The following is a 26122-nucleotide window of genomic DNA, read 5'->3' as shown; positions in this document are numbered from 1 at the left end:
GCTTTCTTGGCGAAGGTAAGGCGAAGCGAAGCATAACCGCGCCGAGAAAAAGACAGCATTACTGACATAAAGCAACTTTCTTGCGTGACTCTGCGGGGTCAGGCGCCTAAAACTGCGCCATGCTTGACTTCGTAATCCGTTCGCAGGCCTATCCACCTAAGCGCCCCGCCGATGCACGCGCGCGCGACTTTCGGGAGATCGCCGCCCCCTTCGTGCCCGAACAAGGCGCCGAACAGGCGGCGCGCTGTTCGCAATGCGGGGTGCCTTATTGCGCGGTGCATTGCCCGCTACACAATCACATCCCCGATTGGCTTCGCCTTGCCGCCGAGGGCCGGTTGCGCGAGGCGTTCGAGCTTTCCAACGCCACCTCGACCATGCCCGAAATCTGCGGCCGCATCTGCCCCCAGGATCGGCTGTGTGAGGGCAATTGCGTGATCGAGTTTTCGGGCCACGGCGCGGTGACGATCGGCGCGGTGGAGAAATACATCACCGACACCGCCTGGGCCGAGGGCTGGGTGACGCCGCTGGAACCCGGCCCCGCGACCGGCCGCTCGATCGGCATCATCGGCGCCGGCCCTGCTGGGCTGACGGCCGCTGAATATCTGCGCGCGGCGGGCCATGAGGTGCATGTCTATGACCGGCATGACCGCGCTGGCGGGCTGCTCACCTATGGTATCCCCGGTTTCAAGCTGGAAAAGCCGGTCGTCGTCCGCCGGCTGGAGCGGCTTGCGGCGGGCGGCATCGTGTTTCATCAGGGCTTCTCGGTCGGCCGTGACGCCGATCTCGCGGCCTTACGCGCGCGCCATGACGCGCTACTGATCGCGACCGGCGTCTATCGTCCCAAGCCGATCGACCTGCCCGGCGCCGAGCGCGAAGGCGTCGTCGCCGCGCTCGATTACCTGATCGCGTCGAATCGCGCCGATTTCGGTGCGCCGCTGCCCTCCACGTTCGACGCGGTGGGTAAGCGGGTGGTGGTGATCGGCGGCGGCGACACGGCGATGGATTGCGTCCGTACCGCGGTGCGTCAAGGGGCGACCTCGGTGCAGTGCCTCTACCGCCGTGATCGCGCCAACATGCCCGGCAGCCAGCGCGAGGTGGCGAATGCCGAGGAGGAGGGCGTCGAATTCATCTGGCTGTCCGCGCCGACCGCGTTCGAGGGCGATCCGGTGCGCGCGGTGCGAGCGCGGGCGATGCGGCTCGGCAGCCCGGACGCGAGCGGCCGCCGCCGGCCCGAGCCAGTGCCCGACGGCGATTTCACGCTTGAAGCCGATCTGGTGATCCAGGCGCTCGGCTTCGATCCCGAGGATCTGCCGCTGGCGTTCGGCGCGGCCGAACTGCGCGTCACCCGCTGGGGCACGCTGATCGTGGAACCCGCGACGATGATGACGAGCCTGCCCGGCGTGTTCGCCGCCGGTGACATCGTCCGCGGCGCGAGCCTCGTCGTCTGGGCGATCCGCGACGGGCGCGATGTGGCGGCGAAGATGCACGCTTGGCTCGCCGCGCAGGCCCCGTTGGAGCGCGCCGCATGAGCCAGGCCGACTATCTCGCCACGCACGGCATGTACCGCCCCGAATTTGAATCGGATGCCTGCGGTGTCGGCCTTGTCGCCTCGGTCGAGGGCAAGCCGAGCCGCCGGGTGGTTCAGGCAGCGATCGAGGCTTTGCGCGCGGTTTGGCACCGCGGCGCGGTCGACGCGGATGGCAAGACCGGGGATGGTGCCGGGCTCCATCTCGACCTGCCGCGCGCCTTTTTCGAGGAAGCAATTCTGCTTTCGGGGCACAAGCCGCTCCCCGGTCGGCTCGCGGTCGGCATGGTGTTCCTGCCGCGCACCGATCTCGCCGCGCAGGAAGCCTGCCGGACGATCGTTGAATCGGCGATCATCGAGGCGGGCTACACGATTTATGGCTGGCGGCAGGTGCCGGTCGATGTCTCGGTGATCGGCGTCAAGGCGCAGGCGACCCGCCCGGAAATCGAGCAGATCATGATCGCCGGCCCCGATCCCGCCACGATGAGCGCCGCCGCGTTCGAAAAGGCGCTTTATGTCGTTCGCCGGCGGATCGAAAAGCGCGTGATCGCGGCGCAAATCCAGGGCTTCTACATCTGCTCGCTGTCGTGCCGTTCGATCATCTACAAGGGGCTGTTCCTGGCCGAGAGCCTCTCGGTCTTTTACCCCGACCTGCGCGACGCCCGGTTCGAAAGTCGGGTCGCGATTTTCCACCAGCGTTATTCGACCAACACTTTCCCGCAATGGTGGCTTGCCCAGCCGTTCCGGTGCCTCGCCCATAACGGCGAGATCAACACGGTACGCGGCAACAAGAACTGGATGCTGAGCCACGAGATCAAGATGGCCGCGACCGGCTTTGGCGCCAATGCCGAGGACATCAAGCCGATCATCCCGGCCGGCGCGAGCGATACCGCCGCGCTCGACGCGGTGTTCGAGGCGATCTGCCGTTCGGGGCGTGACGCGCCCACCGCCAAGCTGATGCTCGTGCCCGAAGCCTGGGGCGAGGATGGCGAGATGCCACCGGCGCACCACGCAATGTATCAGTATCTAGCCAGCGTGATGGAGCCGTGGGACGGACCGGCGGCGCTGGCAATGACCGACGGCCGCTGGGCGGTGGCGGGGGTCGATCGCAACGCTTTGCGCCCCTTGCGCTATTCGCGCACCGCCGATGGCTTGCTCGTGGTCGGCTCCGAAGCCGGCATGGTGGTGCTTCCCGAGACGAGCATCATCGAAAAAGGCCGGCTCGGTCCCGGGCAGATGATCGCGGTCGATCTAGAGGAGGGCTGCTTCTACCCTGACCGCGCGATCAAGGATCGCGTCGCGGGCGAGGTTGAGTATGCGGCAATGGTCGCAGGCTTTCTTACCGCTGCCGATCTTCCGCCAGCGACCGCCGATGCGCTCCCCGGCTATGATCGCGCTGCGCTGATCCGCCGCCAGATCGCCGCCGGGCAGACGCTCGAGGAAATGGAATTGATCCTCGCGCCGATGGTGGAGACGGGCAAGGAGGCCGTCGGCTCGATGGGGGATGATACCCCGCTCGCGGTCATCTCCAATAACTCGCGCTCGATCAGCCAGTTCTTTCGCCAGAATTTCAGCCAGGTCACCAACCCGCCGATCGACCCGCTGCGCGAGCGCCGGGTGATGACGCTTAAGACGCGCTTTGGCAATCTGGCGAACGTGCTTGACCCCGCTCACGCGCAGAGCCGGGTGCTGGTGCTCGATTCGCCCGTGCTATCCAGCGCCGGCTGGGCACAGCTGAAGGCGCATTTCGGCGCGCAGGCCGCCGAGATCGATTGCACCTTCGCCGCCGGTGCCGAACCGGAGGCGTTGCGCGCCGCCATCCAGCGCATCCGCCAGGAAGCCGAGCAGGCGGTGCGCGCCGGGCGTGGCGAACTGTTCCTAACCGACGAAGCCGCCGGCCCCGATCGGGTCGCGGTCGCCGGGGTGCTGGCGGCGGCCGCCGTCCATACGCATCTCGTCCGCAAGGGGCTGCGCGCTTATGCCAGCATCAACGTTCGCGCCGCGGAATGCCTCGATACCCATTATCACGCGGTACTGATCGGCGTCGGCGCGACGACGGTGAACGCCTATCTGGCAGAAGCCGCGATTGCCGATCGCCACGCGCGCGGGCTGCTGCCCGGGATGAGCCTGGACGAAGCGCTTGCCCGCTACCGCCATGCGCTCGACGAGGGGCTGCTCAAGATCATGAGCAAGATGGGGATCGCGGTGATCTCCAGCTATCGCGGCGGCTATAACTTCGAGGCGGTGGGCTTGAGCCGATCGCTGGTGAACGATCTCTTCCCCGGCATGCCCGCCAAGATTTCGGGCGAGGGCTATAAGTCGCTCCACCTTTCGGCGCGGATGCGACATGAGGCGGCCTATCGCGCCCCCGCTGGCACTTTGCCGATCGGCGGCTATTATCGCCAGCGCATGGGGGGCGAGGCGCATGCCTATTCGGCGCCGCTGATGCACGCGCTGCAGACGGCGGTCGCGCGGGACAGCTATTCGACCTATCTGCAATTCTCGCGCGGCGTCGCCGATCTCCCACCGATTTATTTGCGCGATCTGCTGCAACTCAACCAGCCCGAACAGGGCGTGCCCGTCGAGCAGGTGGAGGCGATCACCGCGATCCGCAAGCGCTTCGTCACGCCCGGCATGAGCCTGGGCGCGCTCAGCCCTGAGGCGCATGAAACGCTCGCGATCGCGATGAACCGCATCGGGGCCAAGGCGGTGTCGGGCGAGGGCGGCGAGGATCCTAGCCGCTACACCCCCTATGAAAATGGCGACAACGCCAATTCGGTGATCAAGCAGGTCGCGAGCGGACGCTTCGGGGTGACGGCGGAATATCTCTCCGCCTGCGAGGAGATCGAGATCAAGGTGGCGCAGGGCGCCAAGCCCGGCGAGGGCGGGCAGCTGCCCGGCTTCAAGGTGACCGAGTTGATCGCGAAGTTGCGCCACGCAACTCCGGGCGTGACGCTCATCTCGCCCCCGCCGCACCACGATATCTATTCGATCGAGGATCTGGCGCAGCTCATCTACGACCTGAAGCAGGTGAATCCCCGCGCGCGGGTGTGCGTGAAGCTGGTGTCGTCGGCCGGCATCGGCACCGTCGCCGCCGGGGTGGCGAAGGCCCATGCGGATGTGATCCTGATTTCGGGCCATGTCGGCGGCACTGGCGCTAGCCCGCAATCGAGCATCAAATATGCCGGCACCCCTTGGGAAATGGGTCTGTCCGAAGTCAATCAGGTGCTCACGCTCAATGGCCTGCGCCACCGGGTGAAGCTGCGCGTCGATGGCGGCCTGCGCACCGGGCGTGACATCGTGATCGCGGCGATCCTGGGCGCCGAGGAGTTCGGCATCGGCACGCTCAGCCTGGTCGCGATGGGCTGCATCATGGTGCGGCAATGCCATTCGAACACCTGCCCGGTGGGGGTGTGTACCCAAGACGAGGCGCTCCGCGCCAAATTCGGCGGCACGCCCGAAAAGGTGATCAACCTGATGACCTTCATCGCCGAGGAAGTGCGCGATATTCTCGCCCGGCTCGGCTGCCGCAGCCTGGATGAGGTGATCGGTCGCACCGAACTCCTCCGCCAGGTGTCGCGCGGCGCCGAGCATCTCGACGATCTCGACCTGAACCCGATCCTCGCCAAGGTCGATGCGACCGACGCCGAGCGCCGCTTCGCGCTTTCGACCTTCCGCAACGAAGTGCCCGACAGCCTTGACGCGCAGATGATCGCCGATGCCGCGCCCGTGTTCAGCCGGGGCGAGAAGATGCAGCTCACCTATAGCGTGCGCAACACCCACCGCGCGGTCGGCACCCGGCTTTCGGGTGAGATCACGCGCACCTTCGGGATGAAGAAGCTCGCGCCCGGGCATGTCCATGTCCGGCTGCGCGGCTCGGCGGGGCAGTCGCTCGGCGCGTTCCTGTGCCAGGGGATCACGCTCGAGGTGTTCGGTGACGCCAACGACTATGTCGGCAAGGGGCTGTCGGGCGGCACGATCATCGTGCGGCCCGTGGTCAGCTCGCCGCTTGCGAGCCAGGAGAATACCATCCTCGGCAACACCGTGCTCTATGGCGCGACGAGCGGGCGCCTGTTCGCCGCCGGGCAGGCGGGCGAGCGCTTCGCGGTGCGCAATTCGGGCGCCGAGGTGGTGGTGGAAGGCTGCGGCGCCAATGGCTGCGAGTATATGACCGGGGGCACCGCGGTGGTGCTGGGCACGGTTGGCGCCAATTTCGGCGCCGGCATGTCGGGCGGGATGGCGTTCGTCTATGATCCGGACGGCGGCTTTCCCGCGCGCGCGAATGGTGAAACGATCGTCTGGCAGCGCCTGGCCTCTACCCATTGGGAAGGCGTGCTGCGCGAACTCATCGCTAGCCATGCCGAGGCGACCGACAGCAAATGGGCGGCGCGGCTGATCGATGAGTGGCCGCAGGTGAGGGGTGATTTCTGGCAGGTGGTGCCCAAGGAAATGCTCGCGCGACTGCCGGCGCCTCTCAATGATCAGCCGGAGGTGATGGCGGCGGAATAGCGCTGAGGGCCTCTGCAAATTGAAGAGTTGCATTAGCGAGCAAAGCCGCCTTCCCGCACGCCCCGCCTTCGCTTATCGATGACGTCATGTGGCAGCTTCATCAATTTCCGCTCTGTCCCTTCTCGCGCAAGGTACGCCTGCTGCTCGGCGAGAAGGGGGTCGGTTATGAGCTGGTCCGCGAATCGCCCTGGGCACGCGGTGACGAGTTCGTCCAGCTCAACCCCGCCGCGCAGACTCCGGTGATGGTCGATCGCGAGCGCAACATCACGCTGATCGATTCGCTCGCGATCTGCGAATATCTGGAGGAGACGGTGGACAAGTCGGCGCTGATCAACGGCACGGCCGCCAATCGGGCCGAGACGCGGCGGCTGGTCGCCTGGTTCGATCAGTTGTTCTTCCGCGACATCACCGCGCCCTTGCTCCACGAACGGATGATCAAGCGGCTCGTGCATCGCACCACGCCCGACGCCCGCGCATTGCGCGAGGCGATGAAGGCGGCGGTCGCGCATCTCGATTATGTCGATTATCTGCTCGATCACCGCACCTGGATCGGCGGATCGACCATGACCCTCGCCGATCTCGCCGCCGCCGCTCAGATTTCGGTCGCGGATTATCTCGGCGGGATCGACTGGAAGAACCACGAACAGACCGCGCGCTGGTATCGCGGGTTCAAGAGCCGTCCAAGCTTCCGCCCGCTATTGTCCGAGCGGATGGAGGGCATTCCGCCGCCCGGCCATTATGACAATGTCGATTTCTGATGCATCTGGCGCCGGATCCCGCCGCGCCGCCCGCGCCCCAGATCGGCTTCGACGATTGGTTGTGCGTCGATATCCGCGTCGGCACGATCGTCGAGGCGCTGCCGTTCCCCGAGGCCCGCAAGCCCGCCTATAAGCTGCTCATCGACTTCGGGCCCGTCATTGGCCAGCGCAAAAGCTCGGCACAGATTACCGAGCACTATCGGCTGGAGGATCTGCCGGGGATGCAGGTGGCCGCCGTCCTCAACTTCCCGCCGCGCCAGATTGGCAAGTTCATGTCGGAGGTGCTCACGCTTGGCTTTCCCGATGCGGCAGGGCGCGTCGTGCTGGTCCAGCCGAGCGCGCCGGTGCCGGACGGCGGGCGGTTGTTCTGATCGTCAGGCGCGACGCGCGATCCACCCCGCCGCCCAGCCGAGCAGCACCGAGAGCGCGACCGCTGTCAGCCCGTAACCGAACGAGCGCCGCTCAGCCTGGCGAGCAACGAAGCGCTCGAACCCGGTCTTGCGAATGTCGAGATCGCGGACCGCCACCGCCAGCACCCGGCCGCGCCGCAGCAGGAAGGTCTCGGCGGTGAAACGCCCGACGGGCACCCGCGCGGGAATCGCGATGCGGGCGCGGTAAAGCACACCGTCGGTGATTTCCACCGCGCCGGGCGCCTCGTAATAAAGTCCCGCACGCTGGCGCAAATCGACCAGCCCGCGCGCGAAGCGATCCCGCGCCTCGCTTTCCCCGCCGCTCGCCGGCGACAGTTGCAGGCTGTCGAGCCCCAGTTCGTAAATCGCTCGGCTGCGTTCATCGAGCAGGCTGGCGATCGGCTTGGACGAGGCGATCGCGTAGAAGCTTGGTGCCGAGAGATAGCGCATCGATGCGGCGTTGACCCAGATGCCCGCGATTTTCTGCTTCTCGCGCACCAGGATCGGCTGCACCGGCCCCTTCACCACCACGACGATATCAGCGTCGCGCTCCGCCGGCACCCGCCCGCCGGGATAGAGGATCGCCCCGAACAACAGAAGGTCGGCGCCGGTAAAGCTGTACTTGATGTCGATCTGGCGCTGCGAGACGTCCGGCACCAACACAGGCTTCGGCGCGGGCGCCTGCGCCATCAGGACCGGCGCGGCAAGCCAGACGTAGCGCCTCACCGTGCCAGCTCGACCGAGTAGATCTCGTCGGGGCGGAAGCCCAGCCCCAGGGCGACGCGGATCGCGAGCGTCAGCACGATCAGCGCGAGGATCAGGCGAAGATATTCGGGCTTCACCTTGCTCGCGAACCGCGCGCCGAGCTGCGCGCCGATCACCGATCCGATCAGCAGCAGCGTGGCGAGCACCAGATCGACCGCCTTGGTGGTGAGCGCGTGGACCAGCGTCGCGGCGGCGGTGACGAACAGCGTCTGGAACAGCGAGGTGCCGACCACGACGGTCGCCCCCATGCCGAGCAGGTAGAGCATCGCCGGCACCAGAATGAATCCGCCGCCCACGCCCAGCAGGATCGTGAGGATGCCGACGAGGAAGCCGAGCAGCAGCGGCGCGAGCGGCGAGATATAAAGGCCACTCGCGTAGAAGCGCGTCCGCAACGGGAGGGCGGCGACGAGCGGATGGTGGCGCCGCTTGCGCGCCGGCAGCGGTCGGCCCGAACGCAGCGCGACGATAGACTGGATGGATTCGCGCGCCATCGTCACGCCGATGAATCCCAGCATCAGCACATAAAGGATCGCGATCACGGTGTCGCTCTGGCCATTGGCCTGGAGCAGGCGGAACAACACCGCGCCGACCAATGATCCGAGCACGCCGCCCGCGACCATTACCAGCCCCATCTTCACGTCCACCCCGCGCCGCCGCCAATGCGCGAACACGCCCGAGACGCTCGCTCCCGTCACCTGCGTCGCGGCCGAGGCGGCCGCGACGGTCGGCGGGATGCCATAGATGATCAGGAGAGGGGTGGTCAGGAACCCGCCGCCTACGCCGAACATCCCCGACAACAGGCCCACCCCACCGCCGAGCAGGATGATCAGCAGCGCGTTGACGCTGAGATTGGCGATGGGGAGGTACAAGTCCATGCTGCCGCCACCCTAGCCAGCGGCGGCGGCCAAGGCACCTAGAAATCGGTGCCGATCGCGAGCGCGGCGCCAGAACCGGGTGCCGCGACGCCCGCGACACGCGCGCGCCAATCGAGCGTCAGCCGCGCCGACCGGGAGCCCATTGGCAGCTTCAACCCCAATGTCGGGCCGAGATCGAGCCGCTCGGCGCCGGTTTGCGCGGCGCCCCACGCGCCGACCCCCACGCCCATCGTGACCTTGCCGCGCCGGACGACCGGCGCCTCGATCCGCGCCGCGCCATCGGCGTAGTAGATGCCACGATCGCGCCCGATCACCCCCGCCTGGCCATAGGCTTCAAGCCGGAAGCCGCGCAGCGCGGTCGGGCCGATGCCGCCGACGACGCCGAACGCCGGGCCGCCGCCCGCGCCGTCGATCGCGATGCGCTGCTCGGTGACGACGCGTAGCTGCGGCGCGACCCGCCACTCGAAGCCGAGCGCCGCTTCGCTCCCTGGTCCTTGCAGCGGCGCCGCGACCCGGCCGATGAGCGCGATGCGGTCCGCGACATGATAAGCGATCCGCGCGCCCGCCTGGCTGCCGCCCAATTGTCCGCCCTGCGGCCCCGCGCCGAGCCCCGCGCCGCCGCGCGCGATCAGCCAGGCCGAACCAGACCAGGGCGCGGCGCCTGGCCGCGGGGCGGGGTCGCGCGCGGGTGTCGCTGGAAGCCCCTGTGGCGGTGCCGGCGCGGCAGGATCGAAGCGGGTCAGGGCGAGCAGCGCTACCGCGACGCGGCGTGGATCGACGCCTGGACGCGCCGGCCGTGGTTCGGGCGGCGGCATCACCAGGGGCGCGGCGCTCACGCGGGCGGCGGAGCGCGGCGCCGGGCCGGTCGCCGGCAGCCACGGCTCCTGCCGCACCGCGCCGAGTGCCGCCAGTTCGGGGTAGCGCAACACCACGTCATTTTGCGCGTCGTCGCTTTGCGGCACGGCCAACGAGGCGCGGGTCGCGTCCAGATGGATGACGGGCGGTGCCGGCCAGAGCATCACGACGCGCACCGCGATCCAGCCGCCGAGCACCACCCCCAGAAAGCGCAGCGGCCGGCCGCTCATGCACGCCCTTGCGGGAACTGGTGCGCGGTCTTGTCCCAGGCGAGCGGACGCCCACGCAGCAGGCCGATATACGTGGTAAGCGCCCGGCGCACGGCGAGCAACGCGATGTAGTTGCCAATGATCACGCGCGGCACGGCAGCGATCCCCTCGCGCCAGCCATAGATCGTGGTGGTGAAGCCCACCCGCATGATAAGCCGCCACAGCATCAGTGCGCTCGTCGCGATCAACAGCGCTTCGGGAAGCAGCGCGGGCTGTGGCGTGCCTTCGAGCGCGTGGCCGATCATGCCCGCGCCCCCCAGCAGCAGCCCGGCATAGGCAGCGGCGAGTACCACCACCGCGAGCGGCGCGCGACGATCACGCAGCCGCATCCAATGGTCGCGCCAGGCAAGCGGGTGGCCCCAGCCCAGCCGATCCCAGCCAGCGAGCGCGATTCCGACCATCCAGCGCGCACGCTGACGCACGGCGGCGTCGATCCGGTGCGGGAAATAGGCGCGCACCGCGACCGGGGTCCAACTGCCGGGCGCTTCGGGGACATGGACGAAGATCGTCGATCCGCCGGCGGCGGCGATGGCGAGGCCCAACTCATAATCCTCGGTCAGGCTGGCGCGATCGAACGGCCCGTCCGCCCCGCCAACCCGCGCGAGCACCTCGCGGTCCAGGGCGCAGCCGACCCCGGCCAGCGGCAGCCCGGCGCCCAGCGCCTCGCGCACCTGCAGTTGCTTGGCGTGGCTTTCAGCGAACTCGTCTGAATAGACGGCGGAGATCACCCGTCCTTGGGGATGGATGAGCGGCAATACCGGCAGCTGCACTGCTGCATGGCGCCCGATCAGCCAATCGAAGATACGCAACTCGGCGGGGTGCACCAGATCCTCGGCGTCATGCAGGACAACGGCCTTTACGCGGCCTCGGGTCGCTTCATGCTCCAGCATTGCTTGCCAAAGCGTGTTCAAGCAATCGGCTTTGGTGGTCGGACCTTCGCGCGGACCGATGACGAGCGTGACGCGCGCATCCTGTGCGGCGATTGCTGTCACGGCCTGGATCGTCGCAGCGTCATTGGGGTAGGCGCCGACATAAACCGCGTAGTTCGGGTAATCATATCGTGCGAGCAGCGCGGTGAGCATCGGCGCGATCACCGCCGCTTCGTCCCAGGCGGGTACGAACACCACCATTCGTCCCGGCTTTTCGGCGAGCGTGAAATCGGCGGCAGAGAATCGCGGGCCGCGGCGCAGCCTGCGGCGCAGCGCCCGCCAGATAAACAGCATGTCGATCAGCAGATCGTCGATCCCACCGATCAGGAAGCCGGCGGCGGCAAACAAGAGTGCTTCGCGTGCGCAAGCGTCCAGCGCTGCCAGCAGCACCATGCCCCTTTCCCCCGTTTTCAGATTGATTTTGCGCAGGATCATTCCCGGGATCAAGCTGGACTTGGCTTTCACGGCCCCATAGCCTGCCTTCAACAGCCAAAGGGGGTATGCGTGAGGCTTGCGATTCGGCTGGCGCTGCTGGCGCTCGCATTGGGGCCGCTTGGCGCTTCGGCGGAGAATGGCCCTCAGGTGGTGCTTGCGACCCCGGGCGTCAACAACGGCGCGATCACTCGTTTCACCGCGCGCTTCAATCAGCCGATCGTTCCGCTCGGCGATCCGCGCGCGACCGCGCCGTTTACCGTCGATTGTCCGGTCGGCGGCGACGGGCGCTGGGCCGATCAGCAAACCTATGTCTATGAATTCGCGGGCGCATTGCCGGGTGGTACCCGGTGCAGCTTCGAGCTGCGCGAGGGGCTGAAGAGCGCGGGCGGCTATGCGGTGGTGGGCCAGCGGCGCTTTACGGTCGATGCCGGCGGCCCCACCGCGCGCGCGGTGCTGCCGGCGCGCTACGACGGCGATATCGAGGAGGATCAGATCTTCCTGGTCGCAGCCAACATGCCCGCCGATCGCGGCTCGGTGGGTGCCAACGCTTATTGCAGCGTCGATGGCATTGGCGAGAAGATCCCGGTCGATGTGCTGGGCGCCGATCTGCCCGCGCGGCTGCTCGGCGAACTGGGCACCGACCGCTATCAGATCAGCAATTTCCTGGAGGAAGCAGGGCTTCCCACCAGCCTGCCCAAGGATGGCTCGGCGCGGGGTGCGGCGCTGAAGAGGGTCATCGCGCTTAAATGCCGTCGGCCGCTACCACCGGGGCGCGACATGGCGCTCGTTTGGTCGGGCGCCATACGCGGCGCGGGCGGGCCGGCGGCCGGCAACGATCAACGCTTCGACTATACTGTCCGCAAGCCGTTCACCGCGCGGTTCGAATGTTCGCGGGTAAATCCGCAGGCCGGGTGCTCGCCGGTCGAGCCGGCCTGGGTGCGCTTCACCGCGCCGATCCCGGCCAAGCTCGCGGCGGCGATCACGCTCAGCGCCGGCGGCAAGACGATCGCCCCCCAGCTCACCGCGAGCGATGATGCCGGACGCGGCGATATGCGCCAAACGGCGACGGTGAGCGAGGTGCGCTTCGCCGCGCCGCTGCCGCAGAATAGCGAAGCGACGCTGACGCTCCCCGCCGCGATCACCGACGAGAGCGGTCGCGCGCTCGCCAATGCCCAACGCTTCCCGCTGACGGTGCGGTTCGACGCACCGCCACCGCTGGTGAAGTTCGCGGGCGCCTTCGGCATCCTCGAGGCGAAAGAGGGCGGCGTGCTCCCCGTCACCGTTCGCGCGGTCGAGCCGGCGCTTGCCGGGCGTAATCTGCCGCTCGGGGGGCAGGCGCTGCGGATCGACAGCGCCGATGGCGAGGTCGCGCGCTGGCTGCGCACCGTCGACAAGGCCGATGCCTATGCCAGCCACGAAGAAAAGCGCGGGGCGGAAACGGTGCGGATCAACGACACCGGCGCCAAGCCGATCCTGAACGCGGGGAGCGGCCAGCCGCTCAAGCTCGGTCTGCCCGGCAAGGGGCGCGCGTTCGAGGTGGTGGGCATCCCGCTCAAACAGCCCGGCTTCTATGTTGTCGAGCTGGCAAGTCCGGTGCTCGGCGCGGCGCTGCTCGGCCGGCCGGCGCCGCGTTACGTCACCAGCGCCGCCCTCGTCACCAACATGGCGGTCCATTTCAAATGGGGGCGCGAGCGCAGCCTAGCCTGGGTCACCGCGCTCGACAGCGGCAAGCCGGTCGCCAATGCCGAAATTCGCGTAACCGATAGCTGCACCGGCCGGCTGATCGCACGCGGCGCGACCGACCGCGCGGGCGGGCTTTACGTCCGCGGCCTGCCCGAGCCGCAAACCTATGGCGGGTGCGAGGGTGAAGGCGACGCCCAGCACCCGCTAATGGTCTCGGCGCGCATCGGCGGCGATTTCAGCTTCACTCTAACCGATTGGGGCGACGGACTGCGGCCCTACGACTTCGATCTGCCCTTCGGCTACCAAGCGCAGGGCGAGATCATCCATACCGTGTTCGATCGCACCCTCGTCCGCCAGGGCGAGACGGTGCACATGAAGCACATTTTGCGGCAGCCCACGGCCGCCGGCTTCACGCTGGGCGCGGGGTTCAGCGGCACGCTGCGGTTGAGCCATGCCGGATCGGGCACCCAGTTCGACGTGCCGCTCACCATCGGCAAGAACGGCGTTGGCGAGACGAGCTGGACCGCGCCCCAAGGCGCGCCGATGGGCAGCTATAGCCTGCAGTTCGTGCAGGGCGACAAGGCGATCTACAGCGAGCAGAGCTTCCGTATCGACGAATATCGCCTGCCGACGATGCGCGCGAGCGTCACCGGCCCGAAGGAAGCGCTGGTGCGGCCCAAATCGGTGCCGCTCGATCTGTTCGTGGGCTATCTCTCGGGCGGAGGTGCGGCGCGGCTGCCGGTCGATCTGCGGATCGGCTGGGAAGCCAGCGACCGGGCGCCCGAGGGCTATGAAAGCTACCAGTTCGGCGGCACGCCCGTGAAGGAAGGCACCCGTACGCTGAACGGTGACGGCGAGGAGGATCAAACCCCGTTGCCGCCGGTGCAGACGTTGCCGGTAACGCTCGACGGCCAGGGCGCGGCGCGTCCGCTGGTCGAGGTGCCCGCTGGCTTGCAGGGCGCGGCCACCATGCGCGTCGAAATGGATTATCAGGACGCGAATGGCGAGATCCTCACCGCCGCCCGCGCGTTGCCGATCTATCCAGCGGCGGTGCGGCTGGGGGTGAAGACCGATGGCTGGCTGATGAAGGCCGACGATCTGCGGCTGCGCTTCGTCGCGCTCGACGTGAACGGCGCGCCGATCAAGGGGCAGCGCATTTCGGTCGCGCTCTACAGCCGCCAGATTCTGACCGCGCGGCGCCGGCTGATCGGCGGCTTCTACGCTTATGACAACCAGGCGAAGACCACCAAGCTCACCGCCGGCTGCACCGCGACCACGGATGCGCAAGGGCTGGCGCAGTGCGCGATCGACCCTGGCGTCTCGGGCGAGGTCTATGCCGTCGCCACCGCCAGCGACGCGAACGGCAACCAAGCGCAGAGCGTGCAATCGGTATGGCTGGCGGGCGACGATGACTGGTGGTTCGGCGGCGACAATGGCGACCGGATGGACCTGATCCCCGAACGCCAGAGCTACAAGGCGGGCGAGACCGCGCGCTTCCAGGTGCGGATGCCGTTCCGCGCCGCGACCGCGCTCGTCACCGTGGAGCGCGAAGGCGTGCTGGCGAGCAAGGTCGTCCAGCTTTCGGGCAAGGACCCGGTGGTCGAGGTAGCGATGCCGGGCGATTATGCGCCCGATGTGTTCGTCTCGGTGCTCGCGGTGCGCGGGCGGATCACGCCCGGCTTCTGGGATTGGCTAAGCGATGTCGGCGCCTGGCTGGGCCTTACGGCGAGGCGCGAGCCGGCGGGGGCGCCCACCGCGCTCGTCGATCTCGCCAAGCCCGCCTATCGCCTCGGCATCGCCAAGGTGAAAGTGGGCTGGGAGGCGCATCAATTGGCGGTGAGCGTCCAGGCCGATCGCGAGCGCTACGCCGCGCGCCAGGTGGCGCAAGTCGCGCTGCGGGTGAAGGCGCCCGACGGCAAGCCCGCGCCCGATGCCGACGTGGCGTTCGTCGCGGTGGATGAGGCACTGCTCCAGCTCTCCCCCAACGATAGCTGGGACGTGCTGAGCGCGATGATGGGCGAGCGTAGCCTGTCGGTGCTGACCGCGACCGCGCAGAGCCAGGTCGTCGGCAAGCGCCATATCGGCAAGAAGGCGGTCGCGGCGGGCGGTGGCGGTGGCGGTGACGCGGCGGCGCTCAACCGCGAGAATTTCCAGCCGGTGTTGCTGTGGCGCGGGCATGTGCCGCTCGACGCGGCGGGCCGCGCGCGCGTCGCGGTGCCGCTGTCGGACGCGCTCACCCGCTTCAAGCTCGTCGCGATCGCGACCCAGGGGGCGGGGCGCTTCGGCACCGGCGAGACGAGCGTGCGCGCGGCGCAGGACCTGTCGATCTTCGCGGGTGTGCCGCCGATCGTGCGCAGCGGCGACCAGTTCGGCGCGATCTTCACGTTGCGCAACAGCTCGGCCAAGCCGATGCGGGTGACCGCCGAGGTGACGCTGACCCCCGCGATCGCGACGGGGCGGCCGCAAACCGTGGTGATCCCCGCCGGCGGCGCCGTGCCGATTCTGTGGAGCCTCACCGCGCCCCCAACGCCGGGCACACTGCGCTGGCAGGTGCGGGCACGCGCCGAAGGCCAGCCGGCGGCGGACGCGATCAGCGTGACGCAACAGATCGAGCCGCTGGTGCCGATCGAAACTTGGGCGGCGACGCTCACCCGCGTCGGCGCGGCGCCGTTGCTGCTCGCGGCCCCCGCTGGCGCGCTGCCAGGGCGCGGCGGGGTGACGGTGCGGCTGGAGGATGCGCTCGCGCCGCCGCTCACCGGGGTCCGCGATTACATGGCGGCCTATCCCTATGATTGCCTTGAGCAGCAATTGTCGCGGATCGTCGCGCTTGGTGACGGTCCCGGCTGGGCCCGGCTCGCCGCCGCTCTGCCCACCTATCAGGCGCCCGATGGGCTGCTTCGCTTCTGGCCGTCCGACGGTCTCGAGGGGTCGGAGGCGCTTACCGCTTATGTCCTGTCGCTGGCCAGCGAGGCCGGACTCCCCATCCCCGATGCCACGCGCGGCCGAATGGTGGACGGCTTGCGTGCGCTGGTCGATGGGCGGCTGCGGCATGAAGATTATGGCGATGTTCGCCTTGCCCGTCTGAGTGCCGTCGCCGCGCTCGCCCGCGCCGGGGCCGCGAGCCCGGCGATGCTTGGCCAGCTGCGGCTGACGCCAGCGGAGATGCCCACCGCGCTGCTCGCCGATTATCTGATGGCGCTCGACAAGATCGGCGCGGCGAACGCCGCCGACCTGCGCCGCGCGGGGGAAGAAGAGCTGCGGCGCCGGCTGGCCTTTGAAGGCACCCGGATCGACCTGACCGACGACGCCCAGCCCTGGTGGTTGCTGGCGAGCGAGGACACCGGCGCGGTGAAGGCGGGGCTCGCCGTCCTGGGGCGCCCCGGCTGGGAGGCGGATGCGCCGAAGCTGATCGCCGGCATTTCCCTGCGCCAGCAGCGCGGTGCCTGGGATACGACCACCGCCAATGCCTGGGGCGCGCTGTTCGCCCGGCGCGTCGCGGCGCTCTATCCGCCGGGCGCGATCAGCGGGACGACGCGGCTGGTGCTCGGCCCCGCCGAGGCGACGCGGGGCTGGCCGCTCGCAGCGGAAGCGCGCGGCGTATCGCTTGCCTTTCCCCCGGCGCGCGCACCGCTGGTGATGACGCAGACGGGCGGCGCGGGGCCGTGGGCCTATGTTTCGGTGAGGGCGGCGGTGCCACTCCGCGCGCCGGTCGCCGCCGGCTACCGCCTCACCCGCACGGTCGAGGTGGTGCAGGCCAAGCATCCAGGGCGGCTGACGCGCGGTGACGTGCTGCGGGTGACGCTGACCGTGCAAGCGAGCGCGGCGCGCAATTGGGTGGTGGTGAGCGATCCGGTGCCGCCGGGCGCGAGCATCCTCGGCAACAACGCCAACCAATCGACGATTCTGGCGCAGGGCGAGACGGGTGGGCCGAGCTATGTCGAGCGCGGCGGTGTGGCGTGGCGCGGCTATTTCGCCTGGCTTGGCGAGGGCGAAACCAAGATGAGCTATACCGTCCGCCTGAACGGCACTGGCCGCTTCGCGCTGCCGCCGAGCCGGGTCGAGGCGATGTACTCCCCCGAACTCCATGCGGCGCTCCCGAACGCACCCGTCGTGGTAGCGGTGAACTGATGCCCCGTCGGTCGGGCGTCATCACCGCCGCGGTGCTGCTCGCCATCGCGTTACTTGCCGCGCTCGATTTCGCGACCCGGCCGCCGGCGCTGCCCGGCTATGTGAGCGTGCGCGGGCACTGGCGGCCGAGCGAGGCGTGGCTCTATGATCGCCATGGCACGTTGATCGACAGCCAACGAGTGAACTTCGCCGCGCGACGGCTCGCCTGGACGCCGCTTGAGTCGGTTGCCCCGGTCGTGCCCGCGACGATCATCGCCGCCGAGGACAAGCGATTCCGCGCGCATGGCGGCGTCGATCTGCTTGGCCTGGCGGGGGCGGTGCGTGACCGGCTGGCGGGTCGTGGCGGGCGCGGGGCCTCGACGATCACGATGCAGCTGGCCGCCTTCCTCGCGCCCGAACTCGCCGCCCCGGGCGCGCGCGGCTGGCGTGACAAGCTGCGCCAGATGCGCGCCGCCTGGGCGTTGGAAAGCGCCTGGCGCAAGGATGAGATTCTCGAGGCTTATCTCAACCTCGCCGGCTTTCGTGGCGAGGCGCAAGGGGTGGGTGCCGCCGCGCTCGGTCTGTTCGGCAAGACGCCCGATGCGCTTAGCCGGGAGCAGGCGGTGCTGCTTGCCGCGCTGCTGCCTGATCCGCGCGCGACGCCGGCGCGGCTCGCGGCGCGCGCGTGCCGCCTCAACGCCGGGCGCGACTGCGCCGCGCTCGCCAGCGGCGCCTGGGCGATGCTCGGCCCCGCACGGAGCCTCGCGCTCGATCCGGGGCTCGCGCCGCATTTGGCGCAGCATCTTCTCAACCGGCCCGGACTGAAATTGCGGACGACGCTCGACGCGCGGCTGCAGCGGCTGGCGACGCAGGCGCTGCGCCACCAGCTCGCGACGCTCGGCGCCCGCGCGCGCGACGGCGCGGTGGTGATCGCCGATGTGGCGCGCGGCGAGGTGCTGGCCTATGTCGGCGGTGGCGGCAGCAGCTCGACCGCGCCGGCGGTGGACGGCGCGAGCGCCTATCGTCAGGCGGGATCGACGCTCAAGCCGTTCCTCTACGCACAGGCGATCGAGCGCGGCTATCTGACCCCCGCCTCGATCCTCGACGATTCGCCGGTGCAGCTGGACACCGCCTCTGGGCTCTATGTCCCCCAGAACTATGACCGGGCGTTCAAGGGTCCGGTCTCCGCGCGAACCGCGCTCGCCGGCTCGCTCAACGTGCCCGCGGTGCGGACGCTGCTGCTGGTTGGGGTGGAGGCGTTTCGCGACCGGCTTTGGGACACGGGCTATCGCGGCCTGGTCGAGGACGGCGATTATTATGGCTTCTCGCTCGCGCTCGGCTCGGCGGAGGCGACCTTGCTGGAGCAGGTCGCGGCCTATCGCGCGCTCGCGACCGGGGGGCTGTGGGCGCCGCTACGCGTCACGCCCGCGCCCGGGCCGCGCGCCCAGCGCGTGCTGAGCCCGCAGGCGGCGTGGCTGGTCAGCGACATGCTGGCCGACGCCAATGCGCGTGCGGTGACCTTCGGGCTCGACTCGGCGCTGCGCCTGCCGTTCTGGGCGGCGGTGAAAACGGGTACGTCGAAGGCGATGCGCGACAATTGGTGCATCGGCTTCACCGATCGCTATGTCGTGGGGGTGTGGATCGGCAATGCCGAGGGCGACCCGATGCACGCGGTCTCGGGCACCAGCGGCGCGGCACCCGTCTGGCGCGATCTGATGCGCGCGCTCCATGCCGATGCGCCGCCCAAGGCGCCGCCCCCGCCGCCGGGAATCGAGGCGCGGCGGGTAACTTTCGCCGGCACCCCCGAGCCACCGCGCCGCGACTATTTCCTCGCCGGCACGGGCCAGACGCTGATTGCCGCCGCTCCCGCCGCCGCGCGTCGTCCTCGCATCGTGAGTCCGGTATCAGGCAGTGTCTATGCGCTCGACGCCGATATTCCGACCGCTAATCAGCGACTCGCCGTTCAGCTTTCCGGCGCGGCGGAGGGCCACCGGCTGTGGCTTGACGGGCGCGCGTTAGCTGCGCCGCTATTCTTCCCCACCCCCGGGCGCCACCTGCTGCGACTGGCGGACGCCGGGGGGCGGGTGGTCGATCAGATCGTGTTCACGGTGCGCTGAGCGGTCTTCAACGACAGCTCACCCGGTTGCGGTCGATCGAACCACCGAGCGCGGCGCCACCGACGATCCCCAGGATGCTCCCCAGCGTGCGCGACCCGCGCGGGGCGATCGCGTTGCCGAAGATACCACCTACCGCGCCGCCCACGATCAGCCCCGTGGTACCGTCGGTGCGGCGGCAATAATAGCGCCCGTCCGAGCCGCGATAGACGCGGTCGTCGGTGCCCAGCACGCGCTCGCTCTGCCCAGGACGGTAATATTGGGCGGCGTCGTAGCCATCGTCGTAGCCGCCGCCGCGATCGTCATAGCGCGGATCATAGGCGGGACGATTGGCCCGCGACCGCTGATAGCGATCGAATTCCTGCTGGAAGATGCTCAGCTCGTTCTGGAAACGCTGCTGCGCCTGCTGGAAGCGCTGCTCGTCCTGCGGCGATTGGGCCGCCGCCGGCAGCGCCGGCAGGGTGAGCCCGGCGATCAGCAGGGCGGCAAGAGTGCGGGTCATCAGCTGGTCTCCCTTATTAATCGGGCGGCAACAAAGCTTAGCGCGCTTTTACCCGCGCTGAACAGGCTCCATCATCGCCAACAACCCGGCGATCGGCACGAAGGCGAAGGCGACCGAGCTGTCCGCCACGCCATAGGGCAGGAACAGATCATCGCCGATCCGCAACCCGCCGCAGCTATAGACGACGTTGGGGACATAGCCTTCGCGGTCCTGATCGGCGGCGGCGAGCAGCGGCGCGGCGGTGCGACCGATCACGCGCGACGGGTCGGCCTTGTCGAGCAGCACCGCGCCAATCGAATATTTGCGCATCGCGCCAACGCCGTGGGTCAGGAGCAGCCAGCCCTCGTCAAGCTCGATCGGCGGGCCGCAATTGCCGATCTGGACCAGCTCCCACGAGTAATGCGGGGTCAGCAGCCGCGTTCCTTCGTCCCAATGCGTCAGCCGGTCGGAGGCGATCAGAAACAGATTCTCGCCATCCTGCCGGCCGATCATCCAATAGCGGCCGTCGATCCGGCGGGGGAACAGCGCCATGCCCTTGTTGCGCGCGGCCGCGCCGGTCATCGGCACCAGATCGAACCGGCGAAAGTCGCGCGTGCGCAGCAGTTCGGACTGGATCGCCGCGCCGTTATAGGCGGTATAGGTGCCGAGCCACTCATGGTCGTCGTCGCCGTGATCGAAGCGGACCAGGCGCAGATCCTCCAGCCCCTTGGCCTGGGCGGCGGTCATCGGGAAAATCACCGTTCCCGAAAGCGTTGAGTCGCGGTGGCGATGCACGGTAACCGCCCCGCTCGGCAGGCGCGCGCTATCCTGGTGCACGGTATCGGTCGCGGTCGCGAAAGGTGGCTCGGGCGCCAGCATCAGCTCGCGATCGGCGGTGATGATTCCCTCGCGGAAGGCAACCGAGCTGATATGGCCCTCGCCCACCGCGCGCAGCGACATCAGGATGCGCAGCGATCCCGCGCTCATGCCGGATTGATCGGGATGCGGCACGGCGCTGGGATTCATCAGCGCGGCGGCGGCATAGCTGTATTCGTGGCAGAAATAGGCGCCGATCAGCTGGCGGTGCTCGTCGTCGATCGCGGCGCCGTCGAGGCCGAGCTGACCGGCGATCTCATGATAGCGCGCCATGAAGATGCGTCGCGTCTGCCAGTGGCGCGCCTCGAAATCCTTGAGCACCACCGCCAGCTCGTCGCGCGCCTGGGTGGCGGTCATCGCCAGCACTTCGCGGACCAGCCGCTCGGTGCGGCTCGGCGCGTTGCCATTGGCCTGAAGCGCGAGCTGGAACGGCCGCACGACGACCCGCGCCGGATCGGCGCGAAGGCGCAGCGGGTGATGATAGACGTCGAGCACACGGCCCCCTTGGGTCTCAAGCGGGCCGGCTCTACGCAACCGGACGACGTCAAGCAACCGCGCGAACCGTTTCGCCTGCGGTAAGATATTGGCAAAGCTCGGCTATCGTGATCGAGGCGAGCTGCAGCGCCAGGATCGATTCGGCACCCTGGTTGCGGTTGAGCCCTTGTGGCGTCAATCCGTCGAAACAACCGCCATCCTCGGCGCTGGCGAGCGCGAGGTCGAGGTCATTCGCACCCAGGAACCAGCGATAGGCGCGCTGTGCTTCGGCGATCCAGCGCGCGTCGCCGGTCGCGGCAAAGGCGGCGGCGCACGCGTCGACTGTTGCCTGTGCTTCGAGCGGCTGCTGGTCGAACGGCAGCGGCGGGGCGTAGGCGCGCCCGAAACTGTCGGTCCCAACCGCGCGGAAGCGCCCTTCGGGACTCGTTTGGCAAGCGATGATCCAGTCCAGCGTCGTGAGGCCCGTGTCGACGAGGTCGCGACGTTCGAGCGCGAGTCCGGCGCGCAGCATCGCCTCGGGCAGGCGGGCATTGTCATAGGCCAGGACGATCTCGAACCATTCCCATTCGGGCCGCCGCGCCTCGGCGAGCAGGGCGAGGTGGTCGGCGCTGAACCGCTCCAATATCTCGCGGGCAAGCGCGTGGCCGGGATGGCTGGCGAGCATTTCAGCCGCGCCCAGCATCGCGAACGCTTGCGCGCGCGGGCTGCAGAGCGTGAGCGCGAGCCCGGCGGTCTCGTCGAACAGCCGCGTCGCCCAATCGCGATGCTTGTGGAGCGCGGCATGGCGGGCGACGGTGCCGAGTGCCCAAAGCGTGCGCCCGTTCGAATCCTCCGATCCCACGTCCTCGCACCAGCTTCGGTCGAACCGCATGAAATTGCGGAAGCGCTGCTGGTCGGGGTTCCAGCCGTGCTGGACGAAAGCGGCATAGATCGTCAGCCATTTGTCGCGCTGTGTCTCGTCGAGACCGGGCATCCGCGCCACCAGCATCAGGGCGCGGGCATTGTCGTCGATGCAATAACCGTGGCGACGATCGGGGACCGAATAGATCGAATGTTGGAGCATCCCGGTCGCATCGCTCATCCGCTCGACCGCGCTGAAATCGGGGGCGAGCGGCGCGAGCGGCGCGGCGTGCGGCAGCCGTGCTGGCCGTGCGGCCACTGCCGCCGAAAGTTCCGCCATGGCCGCTTCAGCGGCGCATGACCACAGCATCGTCCGCCCGCGCGCATAGGCACGCTCGGCGAGTTTCCGCCGGTTGCGGTCCGAGCCGAGCAGCGCGGTGATCTCGCGCGCGAAGGCGGCGCTGTCGCCGAAATCGACCAGCACCCCATGGCCATCGGCCAGGATTTCGGTCGCGTGGACGTAGGGCGTCGACACCACCGGCTTTCCGAGCGCGACCGCATAGCTGAGCGTGCCCGAGGTGATCTGGGCCGGGTTCACATAGGGGGTGACGTACAAGTCGGCCGCCTGAAGATAATCGAGCAACTCCTCATGCTCGACGAAGCGATCGATGAACTGAACATGCCCCGCGACCCCGCGGTCGGCGGCAAGCGCTTCCAGCCGTTCCCGATAGGCCTGGCCCTCGTGCGCGATCAGGTGCGGGTGGGTCGCGCCCAGCACGACGTAGAGCAGATGGGGAGCGGCGGCGATCACGGCAGGCAGCGCCTCGATCACCGTTTCGATGCCCTTGCCGGGCGAAAGCAGGCCAAAGGTTAGCACGACCTGCCGGCCGGCCCAACCAAAACGCGCCTTGAAGGCTTCGGTGGGCGCGAAGGGGCGATCGGGTACGCCATGGGGAATCACGCTCACCTGGCGACCGGCAATGCCATGGACGCGCCGCAGAATGTCGCGCCCGCGCTCAGCCATCACGATCACCCGCGCGGCGCGGCGTAGCAGCCGTTCCATCACCCGGCGCTCATCATCGCTTGGCTGTTCGAGCACGGTGTGGAGCGTCACGATCAACGGCAGGTTGGTGCGATCGAGCAGCGCGAGCAGATGCTCGCCGGCGGGGCCGCCAAAGATGCCATATTCGTGCTGCACCCAGATCGCCTGCGCGCCCGATGCCTGAATCGCGTGGGCGGCGGCCACGTAAGCGCCGCGATCATGCTGCGGGATCGCGGCGGTGACGGCGCTGGGATAGGCGTGTTGGCCGGGAAGGTCGTCCATCGCATAGACATCGACCCGCAACCCGGGGAAGCGCGCCCGCAGGGCGTGATAGGTGTCGGTGGTGAATGTCGCGATGCCGCACTGGCGGGGGAGGAAATTGCCGATCAAGGCGATGTGATCGAGCGGGCGATCAAGCTTCGTGGGGTTGGCGATCGTCATGGCTATCCTCTCGTGCGCCAAAGCCCCACGCGGCGCCGCGCGCGGGTCAATCGACGCCTGAATGAACAATGAACCCAAAACGATTGGGCGCGGGGTTGGTTGCGGCGATTGTGCGATGCACCAACGCACCCCGGCGACCATCCGCGCTTCGCGGGCGTCCCAGTGGCGGGACTGGGCGGGTAAAGTTAAGCCGGCCCGATCCGGCATGTGCGAGCACGATGGGCGGCGGCGCGGGGCGGTCGTCCCGGCCGAGAAATTCGTCGTTGAAATTTTATGTCCGTCCGCGCAATGCCGCTCGCGACCGTACCGCTTGAGGCGAGTCTGGTGAGGAGAGGTCATGGACGAGCGACAGGGCGATTCCCTCAACCAGGTGCCAGGGCGCAATCTGCCGCCGCTGCGGCTCCATGTTCCCGAACCGCGCTTCCGTCCCGGCGATCAGGTCGATTTTGTCGAAGTGGCGGTGCCGCCGGCGGGGGCGCAGCCCCGGCCCGATCCCGCCGCCGCCGCCGCTGAATTCACCGAGCTTGCCTATACTCTGGTGCGTGTGCTTGGCGAGGACCACCAGGCGCATGGCCCGTGGGATCCAAAGCTGCCGCCCGAAACGCTGCGCCGGATGCTGCGCGCGATGGCGCTCACCCGCGCCTATGACGAGCGCATGTTCCGCGCCCAGCGCCAGGGCAAGACGAGTTTCTACATGAAGTGCACGGGCGAGGAAGCGGTGGCGGTCGCCGCCGCCTTCGCGCTCGATCGTGACGATATGTGCTTCCCCAGCTATCGCCAGCAGGGGTTGCTGATCGCGCGCGGCTGGTCGCTGGTCGATATGATGAACCAGGTCTATTCGAACCGCGCCGATCGCCTGCAGGGCAAGCAGCTGCCGATCATGTATTCGGCGAAGGAAGCCGGGTTTTTCTCCATCTCCGGCAATCTCACCACTCAATATCCCCAGGCGGTAGGCTGGGCGATGGCCTCGGCGGCGAAAGGCGATACCCGGATCGCGGCGACTTGGTGCGGCGACGGCTCGACCGCCGAAGGCGATTTCCACTCGGCCTGCACCTTCGCCAGCGTTTATCGCGCGCCGGTGATCCTGAACGTGGTCAACAACCAATGGGCGATTTCCAGCTTTTCGGGCTTCGCCGGCGCGGAGGCGACCACCTTCGCGGCGCGCGCGGTAGGCTATGGCATCGCCGGCCTGCGCGTCGACGGCAATGACGCGCTCGCCGTCTACGCCGCGACCGCCTGGGCCGCCGAGCGCGCGCGGACCAACCAAGGCCCGACGCTGATCGAACTCTTCACCTACCGGGCCGAGGGCCATTCGACCTCGGACGATCCCACCGCCTATCGCTCGGCCGCCGAACCCAATGCCTGGCCGCTCGGCGATCCGGTGCGCCGGCTGAAGGACCATCTGATCGCGCTCGGTGAATGGGACGAGGCGCGCCACGCCGCGCAAGACGTCGAACTCGCCGAGCTCGTGAAGGCGAGCCAGAAAGAGGCCGAGGCCAACGGCATTCTCGGCCACGGGCTGCACCAGCCGTTCGAGACGATGTTCGAGGGCGTGTTCGAGCAACTGCCCTGGCACCTTCAGGAACAGCGCGAGCAGATGCGCGCCGAGGAAGAAGCCTCGGGCCGCTTCTGGAAAGCCAAGTGAGAGCGCGATGAGCGATGTGCTGAACGATCCCGCCGTCGCCGCCGAAGGCGAGACCGCGCGGATGAACATGATCCAGGCGATCAACTCCGCGCTCGACGTGGTGATGGCGCGCGATCCCGACGTGGTGGTGATGGGGGAGGATGTCGGCTATTTCGGCGGCGTCTTCCGCGCGACCGCGGGCTTGCAGAAGAAATATGGCAAGACGCGGGTGTTCGATACCCCGATCACCGAATGCGGCATCGCCGGTGTGGCGATCGGCATGGGCGCCTATGGCCTGCGTCCGGTGCCCGAAATTCAGTTCGCCGACTATATCTACCCTGCGCTCGACCAATTGGTGAGCGAGGCGGCGCGGCTGCGCTATCGCTCGGCGGGCGAGTTCACCTGCCCGATCACGGTGCGTTCGCCGATGGGCGGCGGCATTTTCGGCGGGCAGACGCATAGCCAGTCACCCGAGGCCATTTTCACGCATGTCGCCGGGCTGAAGACGGTGATCCCCGCCACCCCCTATGACGCCAAGGGGCTGCTGATCGCCGCGATCGAGGATAATGATCCGGTCGTCTTCTTCGAACCCAAGCGGCTCTATAACGGCCCGTTCAACGGCTATTGGGACAAGCCGGCGCAGAATTGGTCGCAGCATCCCGCCGGCGAAGTGCCGACCGGCTATTACCGCATCCCGCTGGGGCAGGCGAACGTGGTGCGCGAGGGCGAGGCGCTGACGGTCCTCGCCTATGGCACGATGGTACACGTCGCGCTCGCGGTCTCGGCCGAGCACGGCGTCGATGCCGAGGTGATCGACCTGCGCACGCTGGTGCCGCTCGACATCCAGACGATCGAGGCCTCGGTCAAGAAGACCGGGCGCTGTCTGATCATCCACGAAGCCACCCGTACCTCGGGCTTCGGCGCCGAGCTTTCTGCACTGGTGCAGGAGCGCTGCTTCTATCACCTGGAGGCGCCGGTGTTGCGCGTCACGGGTTTCGACACGCCCTATCCGCACAGCCTGGAATGGGCCTATTTCCCCGGCCCCGTGCGGATCGGCGAGGCGCTCAAGACGATTTTGAAGGACTGACC

The 26122-nt window shown here is 68.4% G+C and carries 15 protein-coding genes; 8 read left to right on the top strand and 7 right to left on the bottom strand.

Annotated features, from left to right (window positions below; translation table 11 throughout):
* The first annotated feature begins 119 nt into the window (after window positions 1-119).
* The 4 genes from K2X73_RS10340 (at window position 120) to K2X73_RS10325 (ending at window position 7163) form a co-directional block, all read left to right on the top strand.
* Window positions 120-1529, top strand: coding sequence for an NAD(P)-dependent oxidoreductase (locus K2X73_RS10340; RefSeq protein WP_294110568.1), 1410 nt, complete (start codon window positions 120-122; stop codon window positions 1527-1529).
* Window positions 1526-6034 (top strand): glutamate synthase large subunit, encoded by a 4509-nt coding sequence (gltB, locus tag K2X73_RS10335; RefSeq protein WP_294110566.1) that lies wholly within the window; start codon window positions 1526-1528, stop codon window positions 6032-6034. Before K2X73_RS10340 ends, gltB begins: the two co-directional genes overlap by 4 nt.
* 86 nt (window positions 6035-6120) lie before the next feature.
* Complete coding sequence (locus K2X73_RS10330) at window positions 6121-6792, top strand: glutathione S-transferase family protein (protein ID WP_294110565.1); 672 nt, start codon at window positions 6121-6123, stop codon at window positions 6790-6792.
* Window positions 6792-7163: a tRNA-binding protein gene (locus K2X73_RS10325; protein WP_294110563.1), complete on the top strand. Its 372-nt coding sequence runs from the start codon at window positions 6792-6794 to the stop codon at window positions 7161-7163. Before K2X73_RS10330 ends, K2X73_RS10325 begins: the two co-directional genes overlap by 1 nt.
* 3 nt (window positions 7164-7166) lie before the next feature.
* On the opposite strand, the gene K2X73_RS10320 is transcribed toward K2X73_RS10325, so the two are convergent.
* Genes K2X73_RS10320 through K2X73_RS10305 form a run of 4 tightly spaced genes read right to left on the bottom strand, consistent with a single transcriptional unit; the run spans window position 7167 to window position 11330 of the window.
* Window positions 7167-7892, bottom strand: coding sequence for a TIGR02186 family protein (locus tag K2X73_RS10320; RefSeq protein WP_294110602.1), 726 nt, complete (start codon window positions 7890-7892; stop codon window positions 7167-7169).
* A gap of 32 nt (window positions 7893-7924) precedes the next feature.
* The gene (locus tag K2X73_RS10315; protein ID WP_294110561.1) at window positions 7925-8842 is read right to left on the bottom strand and encodes a sulfite exporter TauE/SafE family protein; all 918 of its coding nucleotides are present in this window, start codon (window positions 8840-8842) and stop codon (window positions 7925-7927) included.
* 38 nt (window positions 8843-8880) lie between these two features.
* Window positions 8881-9927: a hypothetical protein gene (locus K2X73_RS10310; protein WP_294110559.1), complete on the bottom strand. Its 1047-nt coding sequence runs from the start codon at window positions 9925-9927 to the stop codon at window positions 8881-8883.
* Window positions 9924-11330 (bottom strand): glycosyl transferase family protein, encoded by a 1407-nt coding sequence (locus K2X73_RS10305; RefSeq protein ID WP_294110557.1) that lies wholly within the window; start codon window positions 11328-11330, stop codon window positions 9924-9926. The genes K2X73_RS10310 and K2X73_RS10305 overlap by 4 nt, the downstream gene beginning before the upstream one ends.
* 69 nt (window positions 11331-11399) lie before the next feature.
* Between K2X73_RS10305 and K2X73_RS10300 the strand changes: the two genes are divergently transcribed.
* Complete coding sequence (locus K2X73_RS10300; RefSeq protein WP_294110554.1) at window positions 11400-17141, top strand: MG2 domain-containing protein; 5742 nt, start codon at window positions 11400-11402, stop codon at window positions 17139-17141.
* Complete coding sequence (gene pbpC, locus K2X73_RS10295) at window positions 17141-19237, top strand: penicillin-binding protein 1C (protein WP_294110551.1); 2097 nt, start codon at window positions 17141-17143, stop codon at window positions 19235-19237. Before K2X73_RS10300 ends, pbpC begins: the two co-directional genes overlap by 1 nt.
* A 7-nt stretch (window positions 19238-19244) precedes the next feature.
* Here the strand turns inward: pbpC and K2X73_RS10290 are convergent, their stop codons facing one another.
* From K2X73_RS10290 to K2X73_RS10280, 3 genes are read right to left on the bottom strand one after another with little or no spacing between them, the layout of a single operon-like run.
* Window positions 19245-19736 (bottom strand): hypothetical protein, encoded by a 492-nt coding sequence (locus K2X73_RS10290; RefSeq protein ID WP_294110549.1) that lies wholly within the window; start codon window positions 19734-19736, stop codon window positions 19245-19247.
* Window positions 19737-19784: 48 nt separating this feature from the next.
* Window positions 19785-21086, bottom strand: coding sequence for a glycoside hydrolase family 130 protein (locus K2X73_RS10285; protein WP_294110547.1), 1302 nt, complete (start codon window positions 21084-21086; stop codon window positions 19785-19787).
* 49 nt (window positions 21087-21135) lie between these two features.
* The gene (locus tag K2X73_RS10280) at window positions 21136-23409 is read right to left on the bottom strand and encodes a glycosyltransferase family 4 protein (protein ID WP_294110545.1); all 2274 of its coding nucleotides are present in this window, start codon (window positions 23407-23409) and stop codon (window positions 21136-21138) included.
* 337 nt (window positions 23410-23746) lie between these two features.
* On the opposite strand from K2X73_RS10280, the gene K2X73_RS10275 reads away from it, so the two are divergent.
* Complete coding sequence (locus tag K2X73_RS10275) at window positions 23747-25054, top strand: 3-methyl-2-oxobutanoate dehydrogenase (2-methylpropanoyl-transferring) subunit alpha (RefSeq protein WP_294110543.1); 1308 nt, start codon at window positions 23747-23749, stop codon at window positions 25052-25054.
* A gap of 7 nt (window positions 25055-25061) precedes the next feature.
* On the top strand, window positions 25062-26120 hold the full coding sequence (locus tag K2X73_RS10270) for an alpha-ketoacid dehydrogenase subunit beta (RefSeq protein ID WP_294110541.1): 1059 nt from the start codon (window positions 25062-25064) through the stop codon (window positions 26118-26120).
* Window positions 26121-26122 lie beyond the last annotated feature (2 nt).

Origin of the sequence: Sphingomonas sp. (genome assembly GCF_019746665.1) — a bacterium.
Classification (GTDB): domain Bacteria; phylum Pseudomonadota; class Alphaproteobacteria; order Sphingomonadales; family Sphingomonadaceae; genus Sphingomonas.
The sequence above is the reverse complement of the archived record's forward strand: the minus strand, read 5'-3'. Positions and strand labels throughout refer to the sequence as shown.